Here is a 25,692-nt window from a genome sequence, read left to right as displayed (position 1 = left end):
CTGACGCTGCAACACCCCGCGCCGCGACCGGCATCAGCCGTCGCGGCGTTTTGCCATTTTGTCACCGTCGATAGCGACGGGTCACACATCCACTATTTTTAGGAGCGCATTCATGGCTGTTGGTCTTGGTCCTTTGCCCACGTTGCACCCGGTTGCCGGTTTTGAACTCGGTATTGCTTCGGCCGGCATCAAACGCCCGGGGCGCAAGGATGTGGTGGTGATGCGCTGTGCCGAAGGCTCGACCGTCGCGGGTGTGTTCACCCTGAACGCGTTTTGCGCGGCACCGGTGATTTTGGCCAAGCAGCGGGTTGAAGGCCCGGTGCGTTACCTGCTGACCAACACCGGCAATGCCAACGCCGGCACCGGCGAGCCTGGGCTGGCCGCCGCTGCCCGCACCTGCGCCAAGCTGGCCGAACTGACTGGCGTTGATGCCATCCAGGTGCTGCCGTATTCCACCGGCGTGATCGGTGAGCCGCTGCCGGTAGAGAAAATCGAAGGCGCGCTGCAAGCGGCGCTGGATGACCTGTCGGTGGATAACTGGGCGGCTGCGGCCACCGGCATCATGACCACCGACACCCTGCCCAAAGGCGCGAGCCGCCAGTTTGTGCATGAAGGCGTGACCATCACCGTGACCGGCATCAGCAAAGGCGCCGGCATGATTCGCCCGAACATGGCGACCATGCTTGGCTACATCGCCACTGACGCCAAAGTATCCCGTGACGTGCTGCAAAACCTGATGCTCGACGGCGCCAACAAGTCGTTCAACCGCATCACCATCGACGGCGACACTTCGACCAACGACTGCTGCATGTTGATCGCTACCGGCAAGGCCGACCTGCCGGAAATCACCTCGTCCAACGGCGCGTATTTCGCGGCGTTGAAGCAGGCCGTGTTCGAAGTGTGCATGGACGTGGCCCAGGCCATCGTGCGCGACGGCGAAGGCGCCACCAAGTTTGTGACGGTTGAAGTCAACGGCGGCGGCAATCACCAGGAATGCCTGGATGTGGGCTACACCGTGGCTCACTCGCCATTGATCAAGACTGCGCTGTTTGCCTCCGACCCGAACTGGGGCCGTATCCTGGCCGCTGTTGGCCGTGCCGGTGTGCCGAACCTGGATGTGAGCAAGATCGACGTGTTCCTCGGCGAGGTGTGCATCGCCAGCCGTGGCGCCCGTGCCGAGACGTACACCGAAGCCCAGGGTTCTGCGGTGATGCAGCAGGAAGAAATCACTATCCGTATCGAATTGGGTCGCGGTGAGTGCAGCGAAACCATCTGGACCACTGACCTGTCCCACGAGTACGTGAAGATCAACGCGGAATATCGCACCTGACACCAGGCTGGTCTTCAAACCGATTCAGAGGAAATAGTGCGGTGAAACGAGTTCATGTAGCAGCAGCGGTCATCCGGGGTGTCGACGGCAGGATTCTGCTGGCGCGCCGCGCCGATACCCAGCATCAGGGTGGCCTCTGGGAGTTTCCCGGTGGCAAGGTGGAGGCCGATGAGTCGGTCGCTGCCGCGCTGTCCCGTGAGTTGCAGGAAGAGTTGGGTATCCAGGTCACAACGGCTCGTCCGTTGATCAAGGTGCAGCACGATTACCCGGACAAACAGGTGTTGCTGGATGTCTGGGAAGTCTCGGCCTTCACCGGCGAACCCCACGGTGCCGAAGGGCAGCCGCTTGAATGGGTCGCCCCGCGGGACCTGCCGAACTACGAGTTTCCGGCGGCCAATGCGCCGATCGTTGCGGCGGCACGTTTGCCGGCGCACTACCTGATCACCCCGGGTGAGCTGGAAACCCCCGTGCTGTTGCGCGGCATTCAAAAAGCCATCGCTGGCGGCATCAAGCTGGTCCAGTTGCGTGCCCCCAACGGTTACGATCCCAAATACCGCGACCTGGCGGTGGACGCCGTGGGTCTGTGTGCGGGCAAGGCGCAATTGATGCTGAAAGGGCCGTTTGAATGGCTGGGGGATTTTCCCGCAGCTGGCTGGCACATGACCTCGGCGCAACTGCGCAAGTACGCCAGCAAGGGGCGACCTTTGCCCAAGGACCGCTGGTTGGCGGCGTCTTGCCACAATGCTGAGGAATTGGCGTTGGCGGAATTGATGGACGTGGATTTCGTGACGTTGTCGCCGGTGCAGCCGACCCAGACGCATCCGGATGCCCAGCCGTTGGGTTGGGAGCAGGCGCAGCAGTTGATCAGCGGCTTCAGCAAGCCGGTGTTCCTGCTCGGTGGGGTTGGGCCTGCCGAGCTGGAAAAGGCGTGGGAAGCCGGTGCTCAAGGTGTGGCAGGGATTCGGGCGTTCTGGCCTGAGGTTTAAGGACCAGGCCGGGGCGCTTGTTGTGGCGAGGGAGCAAGCTCCCTCGCCACAAGTCTCAATCAGTCAGTAAGCGTCAGTGCGGCTTCGCGGCCGCTTGCCACAAAATCTCCGCAACACCCTGACGCTTGGCAATCACTCGTGCTGCCACAAACAGCAAGTCCGACAGCCGGTTGATATACGCCAACCCTACGCCTTCCAACGGTTCCACCGCATTCAGGTGCTGACACCGCCGCTCCGCGCTGCGGGCCAGGCTACGGCACACATGAGCCTGGGCAATCAGCGCCGAACCACCCGGCAAAATGAAGTTTTCCAGCGGCCCGACCTCTTCATTCCAGCGATCAATCGCGGCTTCCAAACGGTCGACTTCTGCCGCATTCAGCGCTTTGTACACCGGCATGGCCAACTCACCGCCCAGGTCGAACAGTCGATGCTGGCAGGGCGTAAGCACCTCGATCACATCCTTCAGCGCCGGGTGCTGCCCGCTCTGTTCCTCCAGGCCTGCTAACAACAAACCAAGCTGGCTGTTCAACGCATCCACTTCGCCAATCGCCTCCACCCGTGGATGGTCCTTGGGTACGCGGCGGCCGTCGCCCAGGCCGGTTTCGCCCTTGTCGCCGGTACGGGTGTAAATTTTCGACAGGCGAAAGCCCATGGTTAGCGCTCCAGTTGAGTGAGTTCGTTGGGTGGCAATTGGCTGCCGGCCAGGGGCAGGCGCAAGGTGAAGCAGGTGCCCTGGCCGAGGGTGGAATGGACTTCCATCTGCCCCTTGTGGTTGTTGGTGATGATGAAATACGAGACCGACAACCCGAGCCCGGTGCCCTGGCCGATCTCCTTGGTGGTGAAAAACGGTTCGAAGGTGCGCTTGCGCACGTTCTCGCTCATGCCGATGCCGTTGTCCTCCACCTGGATTTCCGCCCACGGCGGGTTCAGCCGGGTACGCAGGATGATACGCCCGGGCTCGCTGTCATCTTCGCGCTGATGAATCGCCTGGGCGGCGTTTTTCAGCAGGTTGAGAAGTACCTGTTCCAGTTCGTTGGCGGTGCCGGGCACCGGGCCCAACTGCGGGTCGAACTGGCGGATGATCGCCTGGCCCTTGAAGTCGAAGCCGACGGTGAGGTCGAAATCGTTGCCGGCAATTTCCACCGCCTGGTCAATCAGCGCCGGTAGATCGCAGGGTGCCATCTGGCGATCGCTGCGGCGGCTGAAGCTGAGCATGTGGGTGACGATTTTCGCCGCCCGGGCGCCGGCTTGCTGGATGCCGTCGAGCAATTGCGGCACTTCGCGGCTTTGCAGGTAGCGGTTCACTGTTTCCAGCTCGATGCCTACCTGTTCGGCATGCTCGAGGTTTTTTGGCAGCTCCGGCGACAGCCGGCGGCGGATGTTCTGCACGTTATGCAGGATCGCCCCGAGCGGGTTGTTGATTTCGTGGGCCATGCCGGCGGCCAGGCCGCCGACCGAGAGCATCTTCTCCGACTGCACCATCATTTCTTCCAGGGACAGGCGCTGGGTGATGTCGTCGATCCGGATGACCACACCGCGCCCGGCACCACCCATCAGCGGGTAGAACGTCAGGGCGTAGTGCTTGGGCTCGTCATCCTTGACCCAGGTCACCCGCTCGATCCGCTCCACGGTGTGTTGCTCCACCGTGGCCTTGATCTGCGGCAGGAAGGGCTTGAGTGGCTGGAAGGCGAGGAAGATCGGCTGGTTCAGCGCCTCATCCAGACGGGTGCCGGAAAGTGCGCTGGCCTCCTGGTTCCATTGGGTGACGTAGAGCTGCTCGTCGAGGGCGATCAGCGCCGAGGGCATCGAGTCGATGATGCTGTTGAGGTAATTCTGGAACCCGGTGAGTTTTTCTCGATCTTGCTGCGCACCTGGACTTCCAGCTCCAGCTTGCGGTTGGTGTGGCGGGTTTCTTCCGCCAGGCCCTGGGCTTGATCGTAGGCGGCCTGGGAATCGTCCCGCGCGCGCTTGAGTTGCTGCTCGCGGGCTTCGATGCGCGAAAGCATGGTGTTGAAGGCTTCGGCGAGGCTGCCGATTTCGTCGTGGTTGCCGCGACCTGCGCGCAGGGCGTAGTTCTCTTCCCGGGTGACCTGGCGCGACAACTCTTCCAGTTCATGGATCGGCCGGGTAATCAGGCGCTTGATCTGCCGGGCAATCACCAGCCACAGCAGCACACTGAAAATCAGAATACCCAGGCTGGCGGTGAACGTCCCGGTATAGAAGGCCACCGGCAGTTCGCTGCTGGCCACCAGCAGTAAATGCCCGGACGGTTGGCCGGCACGGGGAATGGTGATCACTTGATTGCTGCGAAACTCGGTGGCGCGCCAGATTTCAATCTCGCGGTAATTGTCGGGCAGGTGCAGGCGATTGGCGTGTTGCAACTGGGCCAGGCGGGTGCCTTCGCCGTCATATAAGGCGGCGGCCCGTAATGGCGAGTAGCTGGTCAGTTCATCCAGCAGGGTTTGCGCCTTGAGCGGTGAGTCCAGCGCCTCGGCCGCCAGCGACGGGTTGGACACCAGCCGGCCGATGGCCTGCAAGGCCTGGGGGGCCATGCTTTCCTGGGAGATCCAGTAGGCGGCGCTGATAAAGGTCAGGTTGGCCACCAGCAACACGGTGGTCAACAAAACCAGCAGGGCCGCCAGCAGTTTCTGCCCAACCGGTAGATTTTCGAGACGCTGGCGCAGTGGCATCGAGGTTTTCGCTGCAAAGGAACAAGCAGGCAGGGTAGCGCGTGCCTCAGTCGCTGGGCAATCCGCGTGCAGACAGTCGCTGTACCAATCGCACCTGGAGTTGTTGCAGGTGCGGCAAGGTCAGTTGATGGCGAGCCGCCGCCTGGCAGGCGTAGCCGAGCAAGTAGCTGATTTCGGTGCGCCGGGCACTGATCACGTCCTGGTACATCGACGAGTAGTTGGCCGCGGTGGCCTGGATCACGCGTTCCACTTCACTCTGCAAATCCTGCGCGGCGGCGGGTTGTCCGCAGCATTCCAGCAGGTCGGCGAGTTCGGCGCACAGGGTGGCGACTTCGCACTGATGGGCCTGCAGCTCGCCATTGCGGCATTCGTACAGCACGGTCAGCGGGTTGATCGCACAGTTCAGGGCCAGTTTGCGCCACAGGCGGGTAAGGATGTCGGTGCTCCACTCATGGGGAATGCCGGCGGCTTGCAGGTCATCCAGCCAGAGCGGCGGGGTAGGGTGGCTCGCATCCCCCAGCCAGGTATAGCCATGGCCGGCAAACACCACCCGCCAGTCGCTTTCACGAAACGCGCCTTCGGTGCTGGAGGCAAAAATGCAGCGGGCTTGGGGCAGTTGGGCGGCGACCGCGTCCTGGCTGCCCAGGCCATTTTGCAGCAGGATCAGTTCGGCGTCGGGTGCCAGCCGGTGTTGAAGCTGTGCGACGGCGTCTTGGGCGTCGTAGGCTTTGCACGCCACTAGCAGGCGATGAATTGGCCCCGGACTGTCGGACGTTTCGCCGACGACCGGGTAGGTGTGGGCCACGCCTTGCTCAACCAAGGTCAGGCCGCTGGCCGCCTGATAGCTCGCCAGCCGCGCGTGGTCCCGCAGGATCAGCCGCACGGGCAGCCCGGCACGGGCCAGGCGTGTGGCCCACAGCGTGCCGAGACTGCCGGCGCCGAGGACATGCCAGGTGGTCGACATCAGTTTTTACTCCGTAAGGCTGCCCGCAGTGAACGAGGCGAAAGAACCGCTATAATGCCCGGGCATTTTAGCCCGGGCGTGCTCCATCTCTACTGAGCCGCGCCCCTTTTTATTGGAGAAATTACATGCCGTCGTTCGACGTGGTATCCGAACTGGACAAGCACGAACTCACCAACGCCGTCGAGAACGCCGTCAAGGAGTTGGATCGTCGTTATGACTTGAAGGGCAAGGGCAGCTTCGAGTTCAAGGAAAAAGACCTCACCGTCAACCTGACCGCAGAAGCCGATTTCCAGCTTGAAGCGATGATTGAGATCCTCAAGCTGTCCCTGGTCAAGCGCAAGATCGATGCACAGTGCCTTGAAATCAAGGACGCGTATGCCTCCGGCAAGCTGATGAAGCAGGAAGTCGTGTTCAAAGAGGGCATCGACAAGGAGCTGGCGAAGAAAATCGTCGCTCACGTCAAGGACGCCAAGCTCAAGGTCCAGGCCGCGATCCAGGGCGAGCAGGTGCGCATCACCGGCAAGAAGCGTGACGATTTGCAAGAGGCCATTGCTGCCTTGCGTGCCAAGGCTTTCGACATGCCGCTGCAGTTCAATAACTTCCGCGACTGAGTGCCCCCGTCGGGAACCTGAGGGCGTTTTTGACGTCCCACGCCCAGAACCTGCAGAAACGATTGAGCCCTTCGGGGCTCATTTGTTATGTGGGCATAAATAAAGCCGCACATCCGGTAAACAGGAGAATGTAGATGGATTTGAACGCTGAAGTGGATCACCTGATCAAGACCTCGGAGTCGTGGTTACCGATGATCATGGAATATGGCAGCCGCTTTTTGCTGGCGGTGGTCACCCTGGCCATCGGTTGGTGGCTGATCAACGTCTTGACCCATCGAGTGGGGCGTTTGCTGGCCCTGCGTAATGCTGACCTGGCACTGCAACACTTCATTACCAGCCTTGCGAACATTGCGCTCAAAGTCATGCTGGTGGTCAACGTGGCCTCGATGATCGGCGTGGCAACCACCTCGTTCGTTGCCGCGATCGGTGCCGCCACCCTGGCCATCGGTCTGGCATTGCAAGGCAGCCTGGCGAACTTCGCCGGCGGCGTGCTGATTCTGTTGTTCCGTCCGTTCCGCATTGGTGACTGGATCGAAGCCCAGGGTACTTCCGGTACCGTCGACAGCATCCAGATCTTTCACACCGTGTTGCGCACCGGCGACAACAAGACGGTGATCATCCCAAACGGCAGCCTGTCCAACGGCCTCATCACCAACACCAACCGTCAGCCGACCCGCAAGGTGGTGTTTGACGTGGGTGTCGACTATGAAGCCGACCTGCAGAAGGCGCGTGAAGTATTGCTGGAACTGGCCAAGGATCCACGGGTACTGGCTGATCCTGCACCGGCAGCCGTGGTTTCGACCCTGGGCGACAGTTCAATCACCGTATCCCTGCGAGTCTGGACCAAGACGTCGGATTACTGGGACGTGATGTTCATGTTCAATGAACTGGCGCGTGACCGTTTAAAAGGTGCGGGGATCGATATTCCGTTCCCGCAGCGGGTTATTCGCGTGATGCAGGAAACTGCTGCGAAGTGAGGGTGTGACTTGCGTGTCAAACTTGTCCGATGTGTCAGGTTTGATGCGTGTAGTTAAACTAGATAGTTAGCTTGCTAGTTATCCCGGTATTGAGATTACGTTGCAATAAAAAAGCCGCTCACTTGGAAACAAGTGAGCGGCTTTTTAGTTAGGGCCGAGGCCCTAAGTCATCGTTGTAATCAAACTGCCAATTACAAGATGTTCAGCGGGTATTGCGCGATCAGACGCAGTTCGTCGATCGACGCCGAACCGTAGTACACACCATCGCTGGAGCGATAAGTGGCTTGACGTACGCGCAGGCTCAGGTCTTTGGCTGGGCCGCTCTGGATCACGTACTTGGCTTCGATGTCACGTTCCCACTCTTTACCGTTCGAAGTGTCGGCGGTGTTGGCGCCGGTACCTTTAACGTAGCGAGTCATGAAGCTCAGGCCTGGAACGCCGAAAGTCGCCATGTTCAGGTCGTAGCGAGCCTGGAAGGACTTCTCGTCTTCAGCGTTGAAGTCGGAACGAGCGATGGAGTTGGCAAGGAAGATCGTGCCGCCGCCGTCTACGCCGTAGCCGTAGTCACCGTCACCGCTAACCTTCTGGTAGGCCAGGGTAAAGGTGTGAGCCTGGATGGTGTACGCACCTTGCAAGCTGTAGGCACGGTTATCCAGTTTGGTGGTGCCGTCCTTCTCAGCCCGTTGCAGGCCAGCGCCATCGCTTTTGGTGCTGTAGATGTTGAAGTCGACCGCCAGGGACTGTTCATTGCTAAGCGCATGGGTCCAGTTCAGGTTGGCGTAGGTTTTCTTCCAGTAGTCTTCGGTCTTCGCGTAGTAGAGGCTGGCGCTGACTTCTGGAGTCAGGGCGTAGACGCCACCGATGAAGTCAGTTTTTGTCAGGCCCAGGCTGTCGCGGTAGGTCTGGGCTTGCGCCACGCTCGAAGTGAAGTGACCGCCTTCAAGTTTCAGGCCCTTGATCTCGTTGCTGGTCAGCGAGATACCTTGTGGCAATTCAGGCAGCAGACGGCTGTCATCGGATGCGAATACAGGTGCGGTGGTGTACTGGTCGCCGATTTTCAGGACCGTATCGGAGATACGGAACTTAACTGCGCCGCCGCCTTTGGAGTAATCATCTTGAGCGCGACCGTCGGAGCCTGTTGGAAACAGGCCGGTGCCGGAACGACCCTTGCCGCTGTCCAGTTTGACGCCCAACAGACCGATCACGTCGACACCCACACCGATGGTGCCTTGGGTGAAGCCCGACTGGTACAGGCCGTTGAAGCCCAGGCCGGTTTCGTCGACGCGGCTTTTACCGGTGTCGTTGTTACGGAAGTCGCGGCTAAAGTTCAGGAGGCGAGTGTTGATGCTGAAGGTACTGTCTTCAACAAAGCCCTTGGAGTCGTCCTGAGAGGACGCCATTGCGAACTGCGAGGTGCCTGCTGAAACAGCCAGGGCGATCATGCTCCACTTCATCACGCGCATCGTGATTTGCTCCTTTGGTTTTAGGAAGAGTACTGCCGTCCCACCTATATTTTTGTCTGGGCGGCTCTTTCTTTTTTGTGTCGGCGCAAACTTATATCACGCTGACAATATTGGCGATACTTGCCCATCTATCCTTTCAGCTTCTTTACGAGCCTGTCGTAAATTGCTATGTCCATGTCGCAAATTTACAGTTCGAATGTAACCGAACTGACAACTTCAATACTGTTTTAAAACCTTGAGTTCAGGGTGGAAAAGTCACCCTTGAAAGTTTTAACACTTCCCTGAAAAGCATTGACCCGCTGTTGTTTTCTGTCGCGAAACACCTGCTTCCCGCCGGTGCTGTTGTCGACCATATGGGGGTGAATGCAACAAGCGTGCACAAACGAGTAACTGAATGTGATTTTTTCGTGAAAATTGTCAATGCCCTGTAAAAACCGCATAAGCACGGGCTTTTTACGCCGTTTGGTTTGGCCTTGACGCGCCTGCTGTACTCCTGTTCGGTGGTGCATAAAACCTGCACCAGAGCAAAACGTTACCGGTTCACCCCGTTCGGTGGGTAGTCGGCGGATCCCTTTGAGGCACAAATGGGTCATTTTGGTGCAGTGGTGCCCTTGCTGTATTTTTGCTCCAGGCTGCTGTTCGCGCCTGGAAAGCCCTCTGGATCAGGTGCTTGAAGCCTGACACGCGTCCCGTCTTTGACTAAGTGAGGATGTGTTGGTCATTTAGCCTAGCCGAAATATTGACCTGTCTCGAAATGGTGCGCTTTTTTTCATGGCGTCCTGTTTGGGCGCGTATTTGGTCCGCTGCATTCGCCGTGAAGCGCCGGGCATTCGCAGGTATGCTGGGCGCCTGAAACCTGACCCGCCGAACGGGAGTGACTGCTGTGTTCGCCTTAGATCCACGTCTTCAACAAGACACCTTGCCCATCGGGGATTTCCCCCTGTGCCGGCTGCTGCTGTCCAATGACTCAAATTACCCCTGGTTCATCCTGGTGCCGCGCATAGACGGTATCAGCGAAGTGTTTCAACTGGATGTCGCTGACCAGCAGCGGGTGTGGCAGGAAAGCACGGCGCTGGCGCAGTTGCTTAATGAAGGGTTTGGCGCTGACAAGATGAATATTGGTGCACTGGGCAACGTGGTCAGCCAACTGCACGTGCATGTGATCGTGCGCAGGCGCGATGACGCCGCGTGGCCTGCGCCGGTCTGGGGCAAGCATCCGGCGAAGCCTTACAGCGACGAGCAAGTGGCGGCGATTCGTGCGCGTCTGCGCGAAATCCTGCCGGCTGACTTCACGTTCCTGGAGGCTTGAGCCATGGATCTTCAAGACCGCGTGACCGACCTGGAAAGCCGCCTGGCTTTTCAGGACGACACCATTGAGACCCTCAATGACATCCTGGTCACCCAGCAGCGGGCGGTCGAACGCCTGCAGTTGCAGATGACTGCGCTGCTCAAGCGCCAGGAAGAGATGGGCGGCCAGTTCGAGTCGTCCGAGGAAGAGGCGCCGCCGCCTCATTATTAATGCAGGGGCGAATGCCAGGGCATAAAAAAACCGCGATGCAGCCAGGCTGCATCGCGGTTTCTTTTTTCGGGGTGCTGGAATCAGCGACGCGGCAACGCGGCGATCACATCTTCAGCTTGCAGGCCCTTGTCGCGGTTCATCACGGAGAACTCCACGCGCTGGCCTTCCACCAGGACGCGATGACCTTCGCCGCGAATCGCCCGGAAGTGGACGAAGATATCGTCGCCCGAATCCCGGGAAATAAAGCCGAAGCCCTTGGAGGTGTTGAACCACTTGACGGTACCGGTATCCCGGTTGGTCATGTCGTAGGTTTGCGACGCAGCGGCCGGGGAGGAACGGTAAAAACTGATGGCCAGATGAAGAACGATGGCGACCAGTGCTATTGCCAGGCTGAGCAGGACGGCCGGGTGGCCACCGACTTCAGGCATAGGCGCCAGCAGGGTGAGGGTTTGCACGACAACAGCCAGGACCAGCAGGGCGCTGACCAGGTTTTGCAGTTGATGACGCGGGCCTTTGTTCCAGTAAGGAATGACTGGAGCCAGTGTCAGGTTAAGAAGACCAAAGAAGGTCAGGTAGAGAGCGTCAGGTTGTTGCAGGTAAGGCAGGGTTTCTGATCGCAGGCTGGGGATAAAGGACAGCAGCAAAGCTGCGGCGCCCGTTAGCAGGTGGACGATTTTCAACATTTTGATTAACTCACGTTAAGACGGATCACGAGGAAGAGCTGACTGGCACGGTTCGCTTCTGAACAATGGGAGGCGTTGGGCACGTGCGCGGGTATCAGCCTATGTCGCTACCGCGAAAAATAACGGTGGCGACACGCTGCCTATTTAACAGCAAAGCCTGTGCCTACTCAAATCAAGCATTTCAGGCTGTTACAAGGGGCACGGCATTTCTGCGGCAAACACTTGTCCTAGACAGGTGCAGGCTTTTTCGCAGGCGTTGGGTAATTTTTCTTGCAGGGCTCGAAGCCCCGTCTGTCGCGCAGATTCGCTCTGCAAGGGGCGATTTGCCGCACCTCGTGAGGGTCAGCCGGGCTGCGCAAGGCCGGTACTCTTGCTAGAGTGGTCCTGCACCTGATCAATGAATTTTTTATCAATTGAAGGGGAAAAACATGGCAATCGATATTGGTATCAGTGAAGAAGATCGTAAATCAATCGTTGATGGACTTTCGCGACTGCTTTCCGATACCTATGTACTTTACCTGAAGACCCACAACTTCCATTGGAACGTAACGGGCCCCATGTTTCGCACACTGCACTTGATGTTTGAAGAGCAGTACAACGAGCTGGCGCTGGCGGTGGATTCAATTGCCGAGCGGATTCGCGCCCTGGGCTTTCCGGCGCCGGGTGCTTACTCGGTGTACGCGCGACTTTCTTCAATCAAGGAAGAAGAGGGCGTGCCGAGCGCTGAAGACATGATCAAGCAGTTGGTCGAAGGCCAGGAAGCGGTTACCCGCACCGCCCGGGGCATCTTCCCGTTGTTGGATAAAGTCAGCGACGAGCCAACTGCGGACTTGCTGACCCAGCGTATGCAAGTTCATGAAAAGACCGCGTGGATGTTGCGCTCCCTGCTCGAAAACAAGTAACACCGGTTGCGGGTGGGCGTTGAACCGACGCCCCTCGCATGCTTGCTTCCCGGCGATTCCCTTCATCCTGCGAGCTTCCTGATACGCGCGTTGGCTTGTCCTACGGCGATCGGCTCCCTGTCTTCTGGCTGCACTTGTCTTCTTGATGTTTTATAGGCCCAACGGCCAACAAGAACGATTGATGGGTGGCCGTCAGGCAATGGAGTGTCAAGTGTATGTCACGCGGAGCAGGTAACGGAGTGATGGAAACGTGCGGGTTGCACAAGATAAAGGTAGATCCCTTTGCCAAGGGGTTTGATATGAACCTGGCCAGGCCATTGTCCCGATCCGTTCGGCTTAATGGTTTTTCGACGTGTTTGCGACTTGAAGAAGTCTATTGGAATATCCTCACGGAGATAGCCAGGATCAATACCTGTTCGGTCAGTGCGCTGCTGTCTTACGTGGACCGCGAAGTGCACTTGCGTTATGGCGGTGTAAAGAACTTCAGCGGTCTGGTCAGGGTGGTGTGCGTGGTTCATTTATTGAAAGGACGCATCACTGCGCCAAGTGTCCCTCCGGGCCAGGCGTGATCCTTGTGCCAGCCGCCAGCCCCGGGATTGTCCCGGGTCGGGCGCCTGGCACACGCCTGTTGCAGCCACCTATATAAAGAGCAGCACGCCGCCACGGCTGCACAGCCTCGATTTACCAGATATAATCCCGGGCTTTGCTGCGCATGCCGGGACTTTCCCACGGGACACAGTCAGGGCAGGGCGTGGCGCAGTAATGATCTGATCGCCGAGACATCTCCATGCCCATGTACGACTATCAATGCGCTTCCTGTGGTCATCAGTTGGAAGCCATTCAAAAGATCAGCGCCGCGCCGCTGGTCGATTGCCCTGCCTGCCAGGCACCGGAGCTTAAAAAGATGTTGTCCATGCCGGGCTTTCGCCTGAGTGGCAACGGCTGGTACGAGACCGACTTCAAGACCGGTTCGAAGAAGAATCTGGCCGGCGGCGACAAAGCAGACTGAGTTGAACTCTACGCGCAGGCTCCTGCATTATCCGTCACCTGACTTAGCTGTACGGTGATGAGGCAGGCCTCCACCGAATTTCGAATTACGAGAAGCGAAACCACTATCATGATGCGCAGCCACTATTGCGGCCAACTGAACGAGACCCTGGAAGGTCAGGAAATCACCCTTTGCGGATGGGTTCACCGTCGCCGCGACCACGGCGGGGTGATCTTCCTCGATATCCGTGATCGTGATGGTCTGGCCCAGGTGGTGTTCGATCCGGACCGCGCCGAGAGCTTCGCCGCCGCCGATCGCGTGCGCAGCGAGTATGTCGTGAAGATCACCGGCAAGGTTCGCCTGCGTCCGGCCGGTGCCACCAACGCCAACATGGCGTCGGGCATGATCGAAGTGCTGGGCTACGAGCTTGAAGTGCTGAACGAGTCGGAAACCCCGCCGTTCCCGCTGAACGAGTTCTCGGACGTTGGCGAAGAAACCCGCCTGCGTTATCGCTTCCTCGACCTGCGTCGCCCGGAAATGGCCGAGAAGCTGCGTCTGCGTTCGCGCATGACCACCAGCATCCGCCGCTTCCTGGACGAGAACGGCTTCCTCGACGTCGAGACGCCGATCCTGACCCGTGCTACTCCGGAAGGCGCCCGCGACTACCTGGTGCCGAGCCGTACCCACGCCGGTTCTTTCTTCGCCTTGCCGCAGTCGCCACAGCTGTTCAAGCAGCTGCTGATGGTTGCCGGCTTCGACCGTTACTACCAGATCGCCAAATGCTTCCGTGACGAAGACCTGCGGGCCGACCGCCAGCCGGAATTCACCCAGATCGACATCGAGACCAGCTTCCTCGATGAAAAAGAGATCATGGGCATCACCGAGCAAATGATCCGCAACCTGTTCAAGGAAGTGCTGGACCTGGAGTTCGGCGAATTCCCGCACATGACCTTCGAAGAAGCCATGCGCCGTTACGGTTCCGACAAGCCAGACCTGCGTAACCCGCTGGAACTGGTTGACGTTGAAGACCAACTCAAAGACGTCGACTTCAAGGTGTTCAGCGGCCCGGCCAACGACCCGAAATGCCGTATTGCCGCCCTGCGTGTGCCTGGCGCTGCGAGCATGCCGCGCAAGCAGATCGACGATTACACCAAGTTCGTCGGCATCTACGGTGCCAAGGGCCTGGCGTACATCAAGGTCAACGAGCGCGCCAAGGGGGTTGAAGGCCTGCAGTCGCCAATCGTCAAGAACATCCCTGAGGCCAACCTCAACGTGATCCTGGATCGTGTTGGCGCGGTCGACGGCGACATCGTGTTCTTCGGTGCCGACAAGTCCAAGATCGTCAGTGAAGCGCTGGGTGCACTGCGGATCAAGGTCGGCAACGACCTGAACCTGCTGACCTGCAAGTGGGCGCCGATGTGGGTGGTCGACTTCCCGATGTTCGAAGAGAACGACGACGGCAGCTTCAGCGCGCTGCACCACCCGTTCACCGCGCCGAAGTGCACGCCGCAAGAGCTGGAAGCCAACCCGGCTGGCGCTCTGTCCCGTGCCTACGACATGGTGCTGAACGGCACCGAACTGGGTGGCGGTTCGATCCGTATCCACCGCAAGGAGATGCAGCAATCGGTCTTCCGCCTGCTGGGTATCGACGAAGACGAACAGCAAGAGAAGTTCGGCTTCCTGCTTGACGCCCTGAAGTACGGCGCGCCACCCCATGGCGGCCTGGCCTTCGGCCTGGACCGTCTGGTGATGCTGATGACCGGTGCCCAGTCGATCCGTGAAGTGATTGCCTTCCCGAAAACCCAAAGTGCTGCCGACGTCATGACGCAGGCACCGGGTGTGGTGGATGCCAAGGCACTGCGCGAGCTGCATATCCGTCTGCGCGAGACACCAAAGGCTGAGTAAGGCCGCAGCGTGAAAGCGCGATAAGGTTTTACATTGTCAGCTAAGGGCGCATCTTCGGATGCGCCTTTGCGTTACAAGGGCTGTACGTTTAAGAGGGAAGTCCCGCCTGGGGCGGGATCGACAGGTTTCTACAGAATTTCGGAGTTGTGTTATGGCTGGCCATTCCAAGTGGGCGAACATCAAGCACCGCAAAGAGCGTCAGGATGCCAAGAAAGGCAAGATCTTCACCAAGTGGATTCGCGAGCTGACCGTCGCTGCCCGCCAGGGTGGCGGTGACCCGGGCTCCAACCCGCGTCTGCGCCTGGCCCTGGACAAGGCACTCGGCGCCAACATGAGCCGCGACATCATCGACCGTGCCGTGGCCCGTGGCGCCGGTGCGGCCGATACCGATGACATGGTCGAATTGAGCTACGAAGGCTACGGCCCGGGTGGCGTGGCGGTGATGGTCGAGTGCATGACCGACAACCGCAACCGTACCGCGGCGGCCGTGCGCCATGCGTTCAGCAAATGTGGCGGCAACCTGGGCACCGATGGTTCGGTGGCCTACCTGTTTGAACGCAAGGGGCAGATTTCCTTCGCGCCGGGCGTTGATGAAGATGCGCTGATCGAAGCGGCGATGGAGGCAGATGCCGACGACGTGGTGACCAATGAAGACGGCTCCATCGACGTGTTTACCTCGTTCGCGGGCTTCTATTCGGTGCGTAACGCCCTGGAAGCGGCCGGTTTCAAAGGTACCGATGCGGAAATCGTGATGCTGCCGACCACCAGTGCCGAACTGGACCTGGACGGCGCGCAGAAAGTGCTCAAGATGCTCGATATGCTTGAAGACCTGGATGACGTGCAGAACGTCTATTCCAACGCCGATATCCCGGAATCGGTCGCCGAACAGCTCACATAAGGGCACTGAAGATCCAATGTGGGAGCTGTCGAGCCCCGGCGAGGCTGCGATGGCATCAACTCGGTGTGACTGATGCTCCGAGGTGCCTGCATCGCAGGCAAGCCAGCTCCCACAGGATTCTATGCTGTTACACAAACCATGTGCCTCGCGCATCCGCTTTAAACCCATCTCGCAGGCGTTATGACTCTAATCCTAGGTATCGACCCCGGTTCGCGAATCACCGGCTTTGGCGTGGTGCAACAGACCCCGCGAGGCTGCGTGTACGTGGCGTCGGGCTGTATCCGTACCGGCGCCGGCGAGTTGGCTGAGCGCTTGCAGATCGTTTATCGCGGCGTGCGTGAAGTGATCCAGACCTACGGCCCGGTCACCATGGGCATTGAAAAGGTGTTCATGGCAAAAAACGCCGACTCGGCCCTGAAGCTCGGCCAGGCACGCGGTGCGGCCATCGTTGCCGGTGCGGAAGAGGGCATGGAGATCGCCGAGTATACCGCGACCCAGGTCAAGCAAGCCGTGGTCGGTACCGGTGCGGCCAATAAGGAGCAAGTGATGATGATGGTCATGCACATGCTCAAGCTCACCGCCAAGCCGCAAATCGATGCCTCCGACGCCCTGGCCATTGCCATTTGCCATGCCCATACCCGTTCCAGCCTGATGCCGCACGGCTTGGGTACGGCACGCAGTCGTGGCGGCCGGCTGCGTCTCTGATAGCATCAGCGCAATCATTCTGCGTGGGGTGCGTGAACGGCCTGTGCTGTCGGCCGGCATGCCCGCGTTATTACCGGTCAGGCCTTGATCTGAGCCGACTCTTAAGGATTCGAACGTGATTGGACGCTTGCGCGGCACCCTGGCTGAGAAACAGCCGCCGCACCTGATTCTGGATGTAAACGGGCTGGGCTATGAGTTGGAAGTGCCCATGACCACCCTCTACCGCCTACCGTCGGTCGGTGAGCCGCTGACCCTGCACACCCACCTGGTGGTGCGCGAAGACGCACAATTGCTCTATGGTTTCATTGGCAAGCGTGACCGGGATTTCTTCCGCGAACTGATCCGCCTCAATGGCGTGGGGCCGAAGCTGGCGCTGGCGCTGATGTCGAGCCTGGAGGTCGATGAATTGGTACGGTGTGTGTCGGCGCAGGATACGTCGGCGTTGACCAAGGTCCCGGGCGTCGGCAAGAAAACCGCCGAGCGTTTGCTGGTAGAGCTCAAGGACCGCTTCAAGGCCTGGGAAGTCGTACCAAGCATGTTCGCCCTGGTGCCTAACCAGCCGGACGCGCCGGGTGTACCGGTGGCCAGCGCCGAAAGCGATGCAGTCAGCGCGCTGATTTCCCTGGGCTACAAGCCGCAGGAGGCGAGCAAGGCCGTGTCGGCCATCAAGGACAAGAACCTGAGCAGCGAAGACATGATCCGCCGCGCCCTGAAGGGAATGATTTAAGTGATTGAAGCTGATCGTCTGATCGCGGCCACCGGCCCGCGTGATCGTGAAGAAATCCAGGACCGGGCGATTCGTCCCCTGAGCCTTGCCGAATACATCGGCCAGCCCACCGTGCGCGAGCAGATGGAGTTGTTCATCCAGGCTGCGCGCGGGCGCAGCGAATCACTGGATCACACGTTGATCTTCGGCCCGCCGGGGCTGGGCAAGACCACCCTGGCCAACATCATCGCCCAGGAAATGGGCGTGTCGATCAAGTCCACCTCCGGCCCTGTGCTGGAGCGCCCGGGCGACCTGGCGGCGCTGCTGACCAACCTGGAACCCCACGACGTACTGTTTATCGACGAGATTCACCGGCTTTCGCCCATCGTCGAGGAAGTGCTGTACCCGGCCATGGAAGACTTCCAGCTGGACATCATGATCGGCGAGGGTCCGGCGGCGCGTTCGATCAAGCTCGACCTGCCACCGTTTACGCTGGTGGGTGCCACCACCCGCGCGGGGATGCTGACCAACCCGCTGCGAGACCGTTTCGGGATTGTTCAACGTCTAGAGTTCTATAGCACGGCGGATCTGGCCACCATCGTCAGCCGTTCGGCGAATATCCTCGGTTTGCCCCTGGACCCGGAAGGCGCGTTTGAAATCGCCCGCCGCGCCCGCGGCACACCGCGGATCGCCAACCGTTTGCTGCGCCGTGTACGGGACTTCGCCGAAGTGCGTGCCAAGGGCCATATCACCAAGCCCGTGGCGGACCTGGCGCTGAACCTGCTGGATGTGGACGAGCATGGCTTTGACCACCAGGACCGGCGCCTGCTGTTGACCATGATCGAGAAGTTCGACGGTGGGCCGGTGGGGGTGGACAGCCTCGCAGCGGCCATCAGCGAAGAGCGGCACACGATTGAGGATGTACTGGAGCCTTACCTGATCCAGCAGGGCTACATCATGCGTACGCCGAGGGGGCGGGTGGTCACCCGGCATGCCTATCTGCACTTTGGGTTAAACATTCCGTCACGATTGGGCGAGATGCCCGTAGTAGACGAATTCCTCGATGCAGTAGACGATTAAAAAGGCTTGGCGATTCGATTTATTCGGCGTTTGTGCTGTCCTAGTGGCTGGCGTCGTCATTCTTTCGTTAGAAATGTGCCACAGAATGAAAAACAGTTGCCTGGCCGGATTGGCAACCTGAGGAGTAAGCACTAGAGTATGCGCGCGCAAAACGGGGATCAGTCGTTCGCACATCGCTGTCGCGTTTATTACGAGGACACCGATGCTGGCGGCATCGTTTATTACGTCAATTACCTAAAGTTCATGGAGCGGGCTCGAACCGAGCGGCTACGGGAGCTGGGCTTTGCCCAATCCCAGCTGGCAGGGGAGGACCTGTTGTTTGTCGTGCATTCCAGCGAGGCGCGTTACTACGCGCCGGCGCGACTGGACGACGAGCTGCTGGTCAGCGCAGAAATAACCGAATTGAACCGTGCCAGCCTGCGCTTTAAACAGCAGGTCAGGCGGGCTACGGATGCAACGCTGCTCTGTGAGGGGCAGTTCCTGGTGGCCTGTGTTCGCACCAATAGTTTGAAACCCCGGGCCATTCCCGAAACTCTACGCGCGGCCTTTGCCGGCGTGAGCGGCGCGGGTAAACATTCAGAGCAGGAGATTTAGCGTGGAACCTACCGTCGTCGACCATTCCTCCATGTGGAGCCTGGTCAGCAATGCCAGTGTCGTGGTTCAACTGGTGATGCTGGTCCTGGTAGCCGCATCGGTTACCTCTTGGGTCATGATTTTTCAGCGCAGCAACCTGCTGCGTGCCGGTCGACGTGCCCTGGAGAGCTTCGAAGAGCGCTTCTGGTCGGGTATCGACCTGTCCAAACTGTACCGCCAGGCCGGCAGCAACCCAGACCCGGATTCGGGCGTAGAACAAATCTTCCGCGCCGGCTTCAAGGAGTTCTCCCGTCTGCGCCAGCAGCCAGGCGTTGACCCGGAAGCGGTCATGGAAGGCGTGGCCCGTGCCATGCGCGTCGCGATTTCCCGCGAAGAAGAAAAGCTTGAGCAAAGCTTGCCGTTCCTCGCCACCGTAGGCTCCGTGAGCCCGTACATCGGCCTGTTCGGTACCGTTTGGGGCATCATGAACTCCTTCCGCGGCCTGGCCCAGGCCCAGCAAGCGACCCTGGCCACCGTGGCCCCGGGTATCGCCGAAGCGCTGATCGCCACCGCCATCGGCCTGTTCGCAGCTATTCCCGCAGTAATCGCCTACAACCGTTTTGCTGCTCGCGGCGAAACCTTGATCAGCCGTTACTACACCTTCGCCGATGAATTCCAGGCGATCCTGCACCGTAAAGTGCACACCAGCGAAGAATAAGCAGGTAATTCCCAATGGCTTTAATCGCTCGAGCTCGCAAAAAGCGCAAGCCGGTCGCCGAGATGAACGTAGTGCCTTACATCGACGTGATGCTGGTGCTGCTGGTTATCTTCATGGTGACCGCGCCGATGCTCAATCAGGGCGTGAAGGTTGATCTGCCCAAGGTTTCCAGCGAAGCCTTGCCGCAGGACAACAACACCCAGGTCCTGACCATTTCGATCAAGGCTGACAAGACCTATTACTGGAACCTTGGCAGCGAAGTCGACACTCAGAAACAGCAGGACAAGGCCATGACCTTGCCGCAGATGACTGATGCCGTGACCAAGATCATTCGCGCCGGCAACGAAGGTGGCAAGCACACGCAGGTGTTCATTCGCGGCGACAAAGTCGTCGACTACGGCTCCGTCATGGGCGCCATGGGCGGGCTGCAGAAGGCCGGAGTCGGTAATGTTGGCTTGATTACCGAGGCGCCCTGATGCACCAACAGCGAGAGCCGTCCGCCTCGGAAAGCTACTTCTGGCCTAGCGTCTGGGCAATTGCCCTGCACGTCCTGGTGTTTGGCATGCTGTTCGTCAGCTTTGCCATGACCCCGGACCTGCCGCCAGCCAAGCCGATCGTGCAGGCGACCCTGTATCAGCTGAAATCGAAAAGCCAGGCCACCACCCAGACCAATCAGAAGATTGCGGGTGAGGCCCAGAAGTCGGCTGCGCGCCAGACTGAAGTCGAGCAGATGGAACAGAAGAAGGTCGAGCAGGAAGCGGTGAAGGCTGCTGCGGAACAAAAGAAAGAAGAGGCGGCTCAAAAGGCCGAGGAATCGAAAAAGGCTGACGAGGCGAAGAAAGCTGAAGAGGCGCAAAAGGCTGATGAAGCCAAGAAAGCCGATAAAGCTGCCGAAGCCAAAAAGGCCGAAGAGAAACAATTGGCTGATATAGCCAAGAAGAAATCTGAAGAAGAAGCCAAGAAAGCCGCCGAAGAAGAGGCCAAGAAAAAGGCCGCTGAAGACGCGAAGAAAAAGATTGTCGAAGACGCGAAGAAGAAAGCCGCGGACGACGCCAAGAAGAAAGCTGAAGCTGACGAGGCGAAGAAGAAAGTCGCCGACGATGCGAAGAAGAAAGCTGCCGCCGATGCCTCCAAGAAAAAGGCCCAGGAAGCAGCACGTAAATCGACCGAAGACAAAAAGGCCCAGGCCTTGGCCGATTTGCTTTCCGACACGCCGCAGCGCCAGCAGGCCTTGGCCGATGAACGTGGTGATGAAGTCGCGGGCAGTTTCGATGACCTGATTCGTTCACGGGCAGCAGAAGGGTGGACCCGTCCTCCTTCGGCACGCAAAGGCATGACAGTAGTGCTGCAGATCGGCATGTTGCCGGACGGTACGGTGACTTCGGTCAGCGTGGCCAAGTCCAGTGGCGACGGCTCGTTCGACAGTTCGGCGGTAGCAGCGGTCAAGAACATTGGCCGGTTGACCGAGATGCAGGGAATGAAACCAAGCGACTTCGCTCCCTACCGTTCATTCAAGATGACATTCACACCTGAGGATCTAGCCTTGTGAGAAACCTTCTTCGAGGAATGCTTGTCGTTATTTGCTGCATGGCAGGGATAGCGGCGGCGGATGAAAAGAACATCCTGGTCACCAGCGGTAGCGATCGGGCCACCCCGATCGCCGTTGTGCCGTTTGGCTGGCAGGGCGGCAGCGTGCTGCCGGACGACATGGCGCAGATCATCAGTGATGACCTGCGTAACTCCGGTTACTACGCACCGATCGACAAAGGCAACATGATCAGCCAGCCGACCCAGGCCAGCGAAGTCATCTTCCGTGACTGGAAAGCGTTGAACGCCCAGTACCTGATGGTGGGCAGCATCACGCCGGCCGGCGGTCGCCTGCAGATCCAGTACGCGTTGTTCAACGTCGCGACCGAGCAGCAAGTGCTGACCGGCAGCGTGTCGGGCACCACAGACCAACTGCGGGACATGGCGCACTACATCTCCGACCAGTCGTTTGAAAAACTGACCGGGATCAAGGGTGCCTTCTCGACTCGCCTGCTGTATGTAACGGCCGAGCGTTTTTCGGTAGACAACACTCGTTACACTTTGCAGCGTTCCGACTATGACGGCGCTCGCGCAGTGACGCTGCTGCAATCCCGTGAGCCGATCCTGTCGCCTCGCTTTGCACCGGATGGCAAGCGTATCGCCTACGTGTCCTTTGAACAGAAGCGTCCACGGATCTTCGTTCAGCACATCGATACCGGTCGCCGTGAGCAGATCACCAACTTTGAAGGCCTGAACGGTGCGCCAGCCTGGTCGCCGGATGGTTCGCGCCTGGCGTTCGTGCTGTCCAAGGACGGCAACCCGGACATCTACGTGATGAACATGGCCTCGCGCCAACTGAGCCGTGTTACCAGCGGCCCGGGCATCAACACCGAACCGTTCTGGGGTAAGGATGGTTCGACCATCTACTTCACCTCCGACCGTGGCGGCAAGCCGCAAGTCTACAAAACCAGCGTCAACGGCGGCGGCGCCGAACGTGTGACCTTTATTGGTAACTACAACGCTGCACCCAAGCTTTCAGCTGATGAAAAGACGTTGGTGATGATTCACCGTCAGGATGGTTTCACTAATTTCCGGGTTGCGGCCCAGGATTTGCAGCGCGGAACCGTAAAAATCCTTACAGATACCAACCTTGATGAGTCAGCCACTGTTGCGCCCAACGGCACCATGGTAATCTACGCCACCCGCCAGCAGGGCCGGGGAGTCTTGATGCTCGTGTCCATTAATGGACGCGTAAGGCTCCCGCTTCCTACCGCACAAGGCGAAGTCAGAGAACCGTCCTGGTCCCCTTACCTGAACTGACGCGGCGCTACAAAAAGAAGTACTTAACACACTGGGGTTCATTAGGAGTTTCACGATGGAAATGCTGAAGTTTGGTAAGTTTGCTGCTCTGGCTCTGGCTCTGTCCGTAGCCGTTGGTTGCTCGTCTAAAGGCGGCGACAATGCCGGTGAAGGCGCAGCTGTTGATCCAAACGCTGGTTACGGCGCTAACACTGGTGCAGTTGACGGCTCCCTGAGCGAAGAAGCTGCTCTGCGCGCTATCACCACTTTCTACTTCGAATACGACAGTTCGGACCTGAAGCCAGAAGCCATGCGCGCTCTGGACGTTCACGCGAAGGACCTGAAAGCTAACGGCGCTCGCGTTGTTCTGGAAGGTAACACCGACGAACGTGGTACTCGTGAGTACAACATGGCACTGGGCGAGCGTCGTGCGAAAGCCGTTCAGCGCTACCTGGTACTGCAAGGTGTTGCTCCAGGCCAACTGGAACTCGTTTCCTACGGTAAAGAGCGTCCAGTTGCTACTGGCCACGACGAGCAGTCCTGGGCTCAAAACCGTCGCGTCGAACTGCGTAAGTAATTCGTCATGCGAACGTGCCGTCGTGCTCTAACTGTATTGGCTCTCAGCCTGGCACCGCTTGCGGTGTGGGCTGCGGTTCCTGTGGAAGATAGCAACTCTGGCTATAACAATAGCGGGAGCAGCTATCCGCCAGCGGGTTATGGCACGAACGGCGCCTATGCCGGGGGCGCGGCTACGGCCGCGCCTTCGGCACAGGGCGAGCTGTTCAATCAGCTGCAACGCATGCAGGATCAATTGTCGCAGCAACAAGGCACGATTGAAGTTCTGCAGAATCAAGTGAACCAGCTGAAGCAAGAAGGCCTGGAGCGATACCAGGATCTTGATCGACGCATTGGAGCCGGCGTTACACCTGCCGCCACTCCTGATAATTCTTCTGCCGGTGGCGCGCCCAGTGCCGCCGCCGGTGGTGCAGCAGCAGGGGCCGCGGCTGCCAGCCAAGCCCCTGCCGCGAGCAGCGAGCCGGGTGATCCGGCGAAGGAAAAGCTGTATTACGACGCAGCCTTCGACCTGATCAAGGCCAAGGATTTCGATAAAGCCAGCCAGGCTTTTACCGCATTCCTGCGCAAATACCCGAACAGCCAGTACGCGGGCAACGCCCAGTACTGGTTGGGTGAGGTGAACCTGGCCAAGGGCGACCTGCAAGGTGCAGGTCAGGCTTTTGCCAAGGTCAGCCAACTGTACCCCAAGCACGCCAAGGTGCCGGATTCGCTGTACAAACTCGCTGACGTAGAACGCCGCCTGGGTCATACCGACAAGGTCAAAGGCATTCTGCAGCAGGTGGTGGCCCAGTATCCGGGTACCTCCGCTGCGCAGTTGGCCCAACGGGACCTGCAACGCATGTAAGCGGTTGCAACCCGTTTAGAAGAAACCCGCGCCCTGCGCGGGTTTTTTCGTTAGAATCCACGCCCTTTTATGAAACACGCTTTTTGGGGTTTACGCGTTGGCGGAACTCCTTGAAGTGCCTGACGGAGGCGGACAGCCTGTTTAGCTGTTACGCCCGTGGCGACTATGCAAGACACATTACGTATCACCGAAGTTTTTTACTCGTTGCAGGGTGAAACGCGCACTGCCGGGCTGCCCACTGTATTTGTGCGCCTCACCGGTTGCCCGCTGCGTTGCCAGTACTGCGACAGCGCCTACGCCTTCAGCGGCGGCACCGTGCGTACCCTTGAAGACATTCTCGAGCAAGTAGCCGGTTACCGGCCGCGTTATGTCTGCGTCACCGGTGGCGAGCCACTGGCGCAACCTAACGCCATTCCCTTGCTCAAGCAGTTGTGTGATGCCGGTTATGAGGTGTCCCTGGAAACCAGCGGCGCCCTGGATATTGCTGCGGTCGACCCTCGCGTCAGCCGGGTCGTCGACCTGAAGACCCCGGGTTCCAAGGAAGCACACCGCAACCGCTACGAGAACATCGAACTGCTGACGCCCAACGATCAGGTCAAGTTCGTCATCTGTTCCCGCGAAGACTACGACTGGGCGACCTCCAAGCTGATCCAGTATGGCCTGGACCGACGCGCCGGCGAGGTGCTGTTTTCCCCAAGCCACCATGACCTGAACGCCCGCGACCTGGCCGACTGGGTCGTCGCAGACAATCTGCCGGTGCGCCTGCAGCTGCAACTGCACAAGTACTTGTGGAACGACGAGCCGGGGCGCTGACATGACGGATCAAAAGCGTGCGGTCATCCTGCTGTCCGGCGGCCTCGACTCCGCCACCGTGGTCGCCATGGCCCGTGCCGAAGGCTACAGCTGCTACACCATGAGCTTCGACTATGGCCAGCGCCACCGCGCCGAACTCGACGCCGCCGCCCGCGTCGCCCGTGACCTGGGCGTGGTGGAGCACAAGGTGATTGGCCTGAACCTCGACGGCATTGGCGGCTCGGCGTTGACCGACAGCTCCATTGATGTACCGCAAGGCCCCAGCGAAGGCATCCCGGTGACGTACGTGCCGGCGCGCAACACCGTGTTCCTGTCCCTGGCCCTCGGCTGGGCCGAAGTGCTCAGTGCCCGCGACATCTTCATCGGCGTCAATGCCCTGGACTATGCCGGTTACCCGGACTGCCGTCCCGAGTACGTCGAGTCGTTCGAACGCATGGCCAACCTGGCGACCAGGGCCGGCGTAGAGGGGCAGGGCTTTCGTATCCTGGCGCCGCTGCAGAACCGCAGCAAGGCCGATATCGTGAAGACTGGCGTAGGACTTGGCGTTGATTACTCGCTGACTGTTTCCTGCTATCAGGCGGACAATGACGGCCGCGCTTGTGGGAAATGCGACAGCTGCCGACTGCGTGCTGAAGGCTTCCAGGCGGCCGGAATTGCTGACCCAACGCGTTATTTCTGATTTATTTCAAATTAGGTGTTGAATAATCCTTAGAAATCAGTATTATACGCGCCACCACACAGCGGGTCGTTAGCTCAGTTGGTAGAGCAGTTGGCTTTTAACCAATTGGTCGTAGGTTCGAATCCCACACGACCCACCATTTTTGGCGGTTTAGAAAATCCGGAAGGCCCACGCAAGTGAGGATTTCCGGGTTTTTTTTTGCCCAGCGAAAGGCCGGTCACTCTCGGGCAGAGAGTGATCGGCCTTTTTGTTAAAT

General features: G+C 59.2%; 27 protein-coding genes, 1 tRNA gene and 1 pseudogene. 24 read left to right on the top strand and 5 right to left on the bottom strand.

Features of this window, described 5'->3' with window-relative positions; genetic code table 11:
* Positions 1-112 precede the first annotated feature (112 nt).
* Together argJ and JFV30_RS22190 are read left to right on the top strand one after the other, a co-directional pair.
* On the top strand, positions 113-1,330 hold the full coding sequence (gene argJ, locus JFV30_RS22195) for a bifunctional glutamate N-acetyltransferase/amino-acid acetyltransferase ArgJ (protein WP_201125188.1): 1,218 nt from the start codon (positions 113-115) through the stop codon (positions 1,328-1,330).
* A gap of 41 nt (positions 1,331-1,371) precedes the next feature.
* A complete protein-coding gene (locus tag JFV30_RS22190) occupies positions 1,372-2,316 on the top strand; it encodes a Nudix family hydrolase (RefSeq protein ID WP_201125187.1) in 945 nt (314 codons plus the stop codon).
* Positions 2,317-2,389: 73 nt separating this feature from the next.
* On the opposite strand, the gene JFV30_RS22185 is transcribed toward JFV30_RS22190, so the two are convergent.
* From JFV30_RS22185 to JFV30_RS22175, 3 genes and pseudogenes are all read right to left on the bottom strand, one after another.
* Complete coding sequence (locus JFV30_RS22185) at positions 2,390-2,968, bottom strand: cob(I)yrinic acid a,c-diamide adenosyltransferase (protein ID WP_063027599.1); 579 nt, start codon at positions 2,966-2,968, stop codon at positions 2,390-2,392.
* A 2-nt stretch (positions 2,969-2,970) separates the two neighbouring features.
* A pseudogene (locus JFV30_RS22180) lies at positions 2,971-5,006 on the bottom strand (ATP-binding protein).
* A gap of 46 nt (positions 5,007-5,052) precedes the next feature.
* A complete protein-coding gene (locus JFV30_RS22175) occupies positions 5,053-5,970 on the bottom strand; it encodes a putative 2-dehydropantoate 2-reductase (RefSeq protein WP_201125186.1) in 918 nt (305 codons plus the stop codon).
* A gap of 125 nt (positions 5,971-6,095) precedes the next feature.
* Here JFV30_RS22175 and JFV30_RS22170 point away from each other — a divergent pair, with 125 nt between their 5' ends.
* Positions 6,096-6,581, top strand: coding sequence for a YajQ family cyclic di-GMP-binding protein (locus JFV30_RS22170; RefSeq protein ID WP_010169962.1), 486 nt, complete (start codon positions 6,096-6,098; stop codon positions 6,579-6,581).
* A 134-nt stretch (positions 6,582-6,715) separates the two neighbouring features.
* Entirely contained in the window at positions 6,716-7,558 is an 843-nt protein-coding gene (locus JFV30_RS22165; protein WP_169386131.1) for a mechanosensitive ion channel family protein, read from the top strand.
* Positions 7,559-7,749: 191 nt separating this feature from the next.
* On the opposite strand, the gene JFV30_RS22160 is transcribed toward JFV30_RS22165, so the two are convergent.
* The gene (locus JFV30_RS22160) at positions 7,750-9,021 is read right to left on the bottom strand and encodes an OprD family porin (protein WP_003209790.1); all 1,272 of its coding nucleotides are present in this window, start codon (positions 9,019-9,021) and stop codon (positions 7,750-7,752) included.
* Positions 9,022-9,904: 883 nt separating this feature from the next.
* Between JFV30_RS22160 and JFV30_RS22155 the strand changes: the two genes are divergently transcribed.
* On the top strand, positions 9,905-10,330 hold the full coding sequence (locus tag JFV30_RS22155; protein WP_010169959.1) for an HIT domain-containing protein: 426 nt from the start codon (positions 9,905-9,907) through the stop codon (positions 10,328-10,330).
* A 3-nt stretch (positions 10,331-10,333) separates the two neighbouring features.
* The gene (locus JFV30_RS22150; protein ID WP_017847119.1) at positions 10,334-10,540 is read left to right on the top strand and encodes a SlyX family protein; all 207 of its coding nucleotides are present in this window, start codon (positions 10,334-10,336) and stop codon (positions 10,538-10,540) included.
* A gap of 80 nt (positions 10,541-10,620) precedes the next feature.
* Here JFV30_RS22150 and JFV30_RS33465 read toward each other — a convergent pair whose 3' ends face one another.
* Positions 10,621-11,223 (bottom strand): cold-shock protein, encoded by a 603-nt coding sequence (locus tag JFV30_RS33465; RefSeq protein WP_010169957.1) that lies wholly within the window; start codon positions 11,221-11,223, stop codon positions 10,621-10,623.
* Positions 11,224-11,651: 428 nt separating this feature from the next.
* Here JFV30_RS33465 and JFV30_RS22140 point away from each other — a divergent pair, with 428 nt between their 5' ends.
* The 18 genes from JFV30_RS22140 (at position 11,652) to JFV30_RS22055 (ending at position 25,575) form a co-directional block, all read left to right on the top strand.
* On the top strand, positions 11,652-12,125 hold the full coding sequence (locus JFV30_RS22140; RefSeq protein ID WP_003209800.1) for a Dps family protein: 474 nt from the start codon (positions 11,652-11,654) through the stop codon (positions 12,123-12,125).
* A gap of 215 nt (positions 12,126-12,340) precedes the next feature.
* Positions 12,341-12,694: a ribbon-helix-helix domain-containing protein gene (locus tag JFV30_RS22135; RefSeq protein ID WP_201125185.1), complete on the top strand. Its 354-nt coding sequence runs from the start codon at positions 12,341-12,343 to the stop codon at positions 12,692-12,694.
* Between the two features lie 218 nt (positions 12,695-12,912).
* On the top strand, positions 12,913-13,134 hold the full coding sequence (locus JFV30_RS22130; RefSeq protein ID WP_003209804.1) for an FmdB family zinc ribbon protein: 222 nt from the start codon (positions 12,913-12,915) through the stop codon (positions 13,132-13,134).
* A gap of 108 nt (positions 13,135-13,242) precedes the next feature.
* Entirely contained in the window at positions 13,243-15,018 is a 1,776-nt protein-coding gene (gene aspS / locus JFV30_RS22125; RefSeq protein ID WP_169386125.1) for an aspartate--tRNA ligase, read from the top strand.
* Between the two features lie 151 nt (positions 15,019-15,169).
* Complete coding sequence (locus tag JFV30_RS22120; protein WP_010169954.1) at positions 15,170-15,916, top strand: YebC/PmpR family DNA-binding transcriptional regulator; 747 nt, start codon at positions 15,170-15,172, stop codon at positions 15,914-15,916.
* 180 nt (positions 15,917-16,096) lie between these two features.
* Complete coding sequence (gene ruvC, locus JFV30_RS22115) at positions 16,097-16,621, top strand: crossover junction endodeoxyribonuclease RuvC (RefSeq protein WP_003209812.1); 525 nt, start codon at positions 16,097-16,099, stop codon at positions 16,619-16,621.
* Positions 16,622-16,736: 115 nt separating this feature from the next.
* Entirely contained in the window at positions 16,737-17,348 is a 612-nt protein-coding gene (gene ruvA / locus JFV30_RS22110) for a Holliday junction branch migration protein RuvA (protein WP_010169952.1), read from the top strand.
* A complete protein-coding gene (ruvB, locus tag JFV30_RS22105) occupies positions 17,349-18,407 on the top strand; it encodes a Holliday junction branch migration DNA helicase RuvB (protein ID WP_010169951.1) in 1,059 nt (352 codons plus the stop codon). It abuts the gene before it with no gap.
* 138 nt (positions 18,408-18,545) lie between these two features.
* On the top strand, positions 18,546-19,001 hold the full coding sequence (gene ybgC, locus JFV30_RS22100) for a tol-pal system-associated acyl-CoA thioesterase (protein WP_010169950.1): 456 nt from the start codon (positions 18,546-18,548) through the stop codon (positions 18,999-19,001).
* 1 nt (position 19,002) lies between these two features.
* Positions 19,003-19,698: a protein TolQ gene (gene tolQ / locus JFV30_RS22095; protein WP_003209819.1), complete on the top strand. Its 696-nt coding sequence runs from the start codon at positions 19,003-19,005 to the stop codon at positions 19,696-19,698.
* A 23-nt stretch (positions 19,699-19,721) separates the two neighbouring features.
* Positions 19,722-20,174, top strand: coding sequence for a protein TolR (tolR, locus tag JFV30_RS22090; protein WP_161635741.1), 453 nt, complete (start codon positions 19,722-19,724; stop codon positions 20,172-20,174).
* The gene (tolA, locus tag JFV30_RS22085) at positions 20,174-21,247 is read left to right on the top strand and encodes a cell envelope integrity protein TolA (RefSeq protein ID WP_010169949.1); all 1,074 of its coding nucleotides are present in this window, start codon (positions 20,174-20,176) and stop codon (positions 21,245-21,247) included. The genes tolR and tolA overlap by 1 nt, the downstream gene beginning before the upstream one ends.
* 17 nt (positions 21,248-21,264) lie before the next feature.
* Positions 21,265-22,545 carry a Tol-Pal system beta propeller repeat protein TolB gene (gene tolB, locus JFV30_RS22080; protein WP_032881902.1) on the top strand — a complete coding sequence of 427 codons (1,281 nt, stop codon included), beginning with the start codon at positions 21,265-21,267 and terminating at the stop codon, positions 22,543-22,545.
* 55 nt (positions 22,546-22,600) lie between these two features.
* Positions 22,601-23,101, top strand: coding sequence for a peptidoglycan-associated lipoprotein Pal (pal, locus tag JFV30_RS22075; RefSeq protein WP_003209827.1), 501 nt, complete (start codon positions 22,601-22,603; stop codon positions 23,099-23,101).
* Between the two features lie 6 nt (positions 23,102-23,107).
* On the top strand, positions 23,108-23,944 hold the full coding sequence (gene ybgF / locus JFV30_RS22070) for a tol-pal system protein YbgF (protein ID WP_063027616.1): 837 nt from the start codon (positions 23,108-23,110) through the stop codon (positions 23,942-23,944).
* A 165-nt stretch (positions 23,945-24,109) separates the two neighbouring features.
* Positions 24,110-24,757, top strand: coding sequence for a 7-carboxy-7-deazaguanine synthase QueE (gene queE / locus JFV30_RS22065; protein ID WP_010169945.1), 648 nt, complete (start codon positions 24,110-24,112; stop codon positions 24,755-24,757).
* A 1-nt stretch (position 24,758) separates the two neighbouring features.
* Positions 24,759-25,436: a 7-cyano-7-deazaguanine synthase QueC gene (gene queC, locus JFV30_RS22060; RefSeq protein ID WP_169386122.1), complete on the top strand. Its 678-nt coding sequence runs from the start codon at positions 24,759-24,761 to the stop codon at positions 25,434-25,436.
* 63 nt (positions 25,437-25,499) lie between these two features.
* Positions 25,500-25,575 (top strand) — tRNA-Lys (locus tag JFV30_RS22055).
* Positions 25,576-25,692 lie beyond the last annotated feature (117 nt).

The organism is Pseudomonas sp. TH32, assembly GCF_016650855.1.
GTDB lineage: Bacteria > Pseudomonadota > Gammaproteobacteria > Pseudomonadales > Pseudomonadaceae > Aquipseudomonas.
The sequence above is the reverse complement of the archived record's forward strand: the minus strand, read 5'-3'. Positions and strand labels throughout refer to the sequence as shown.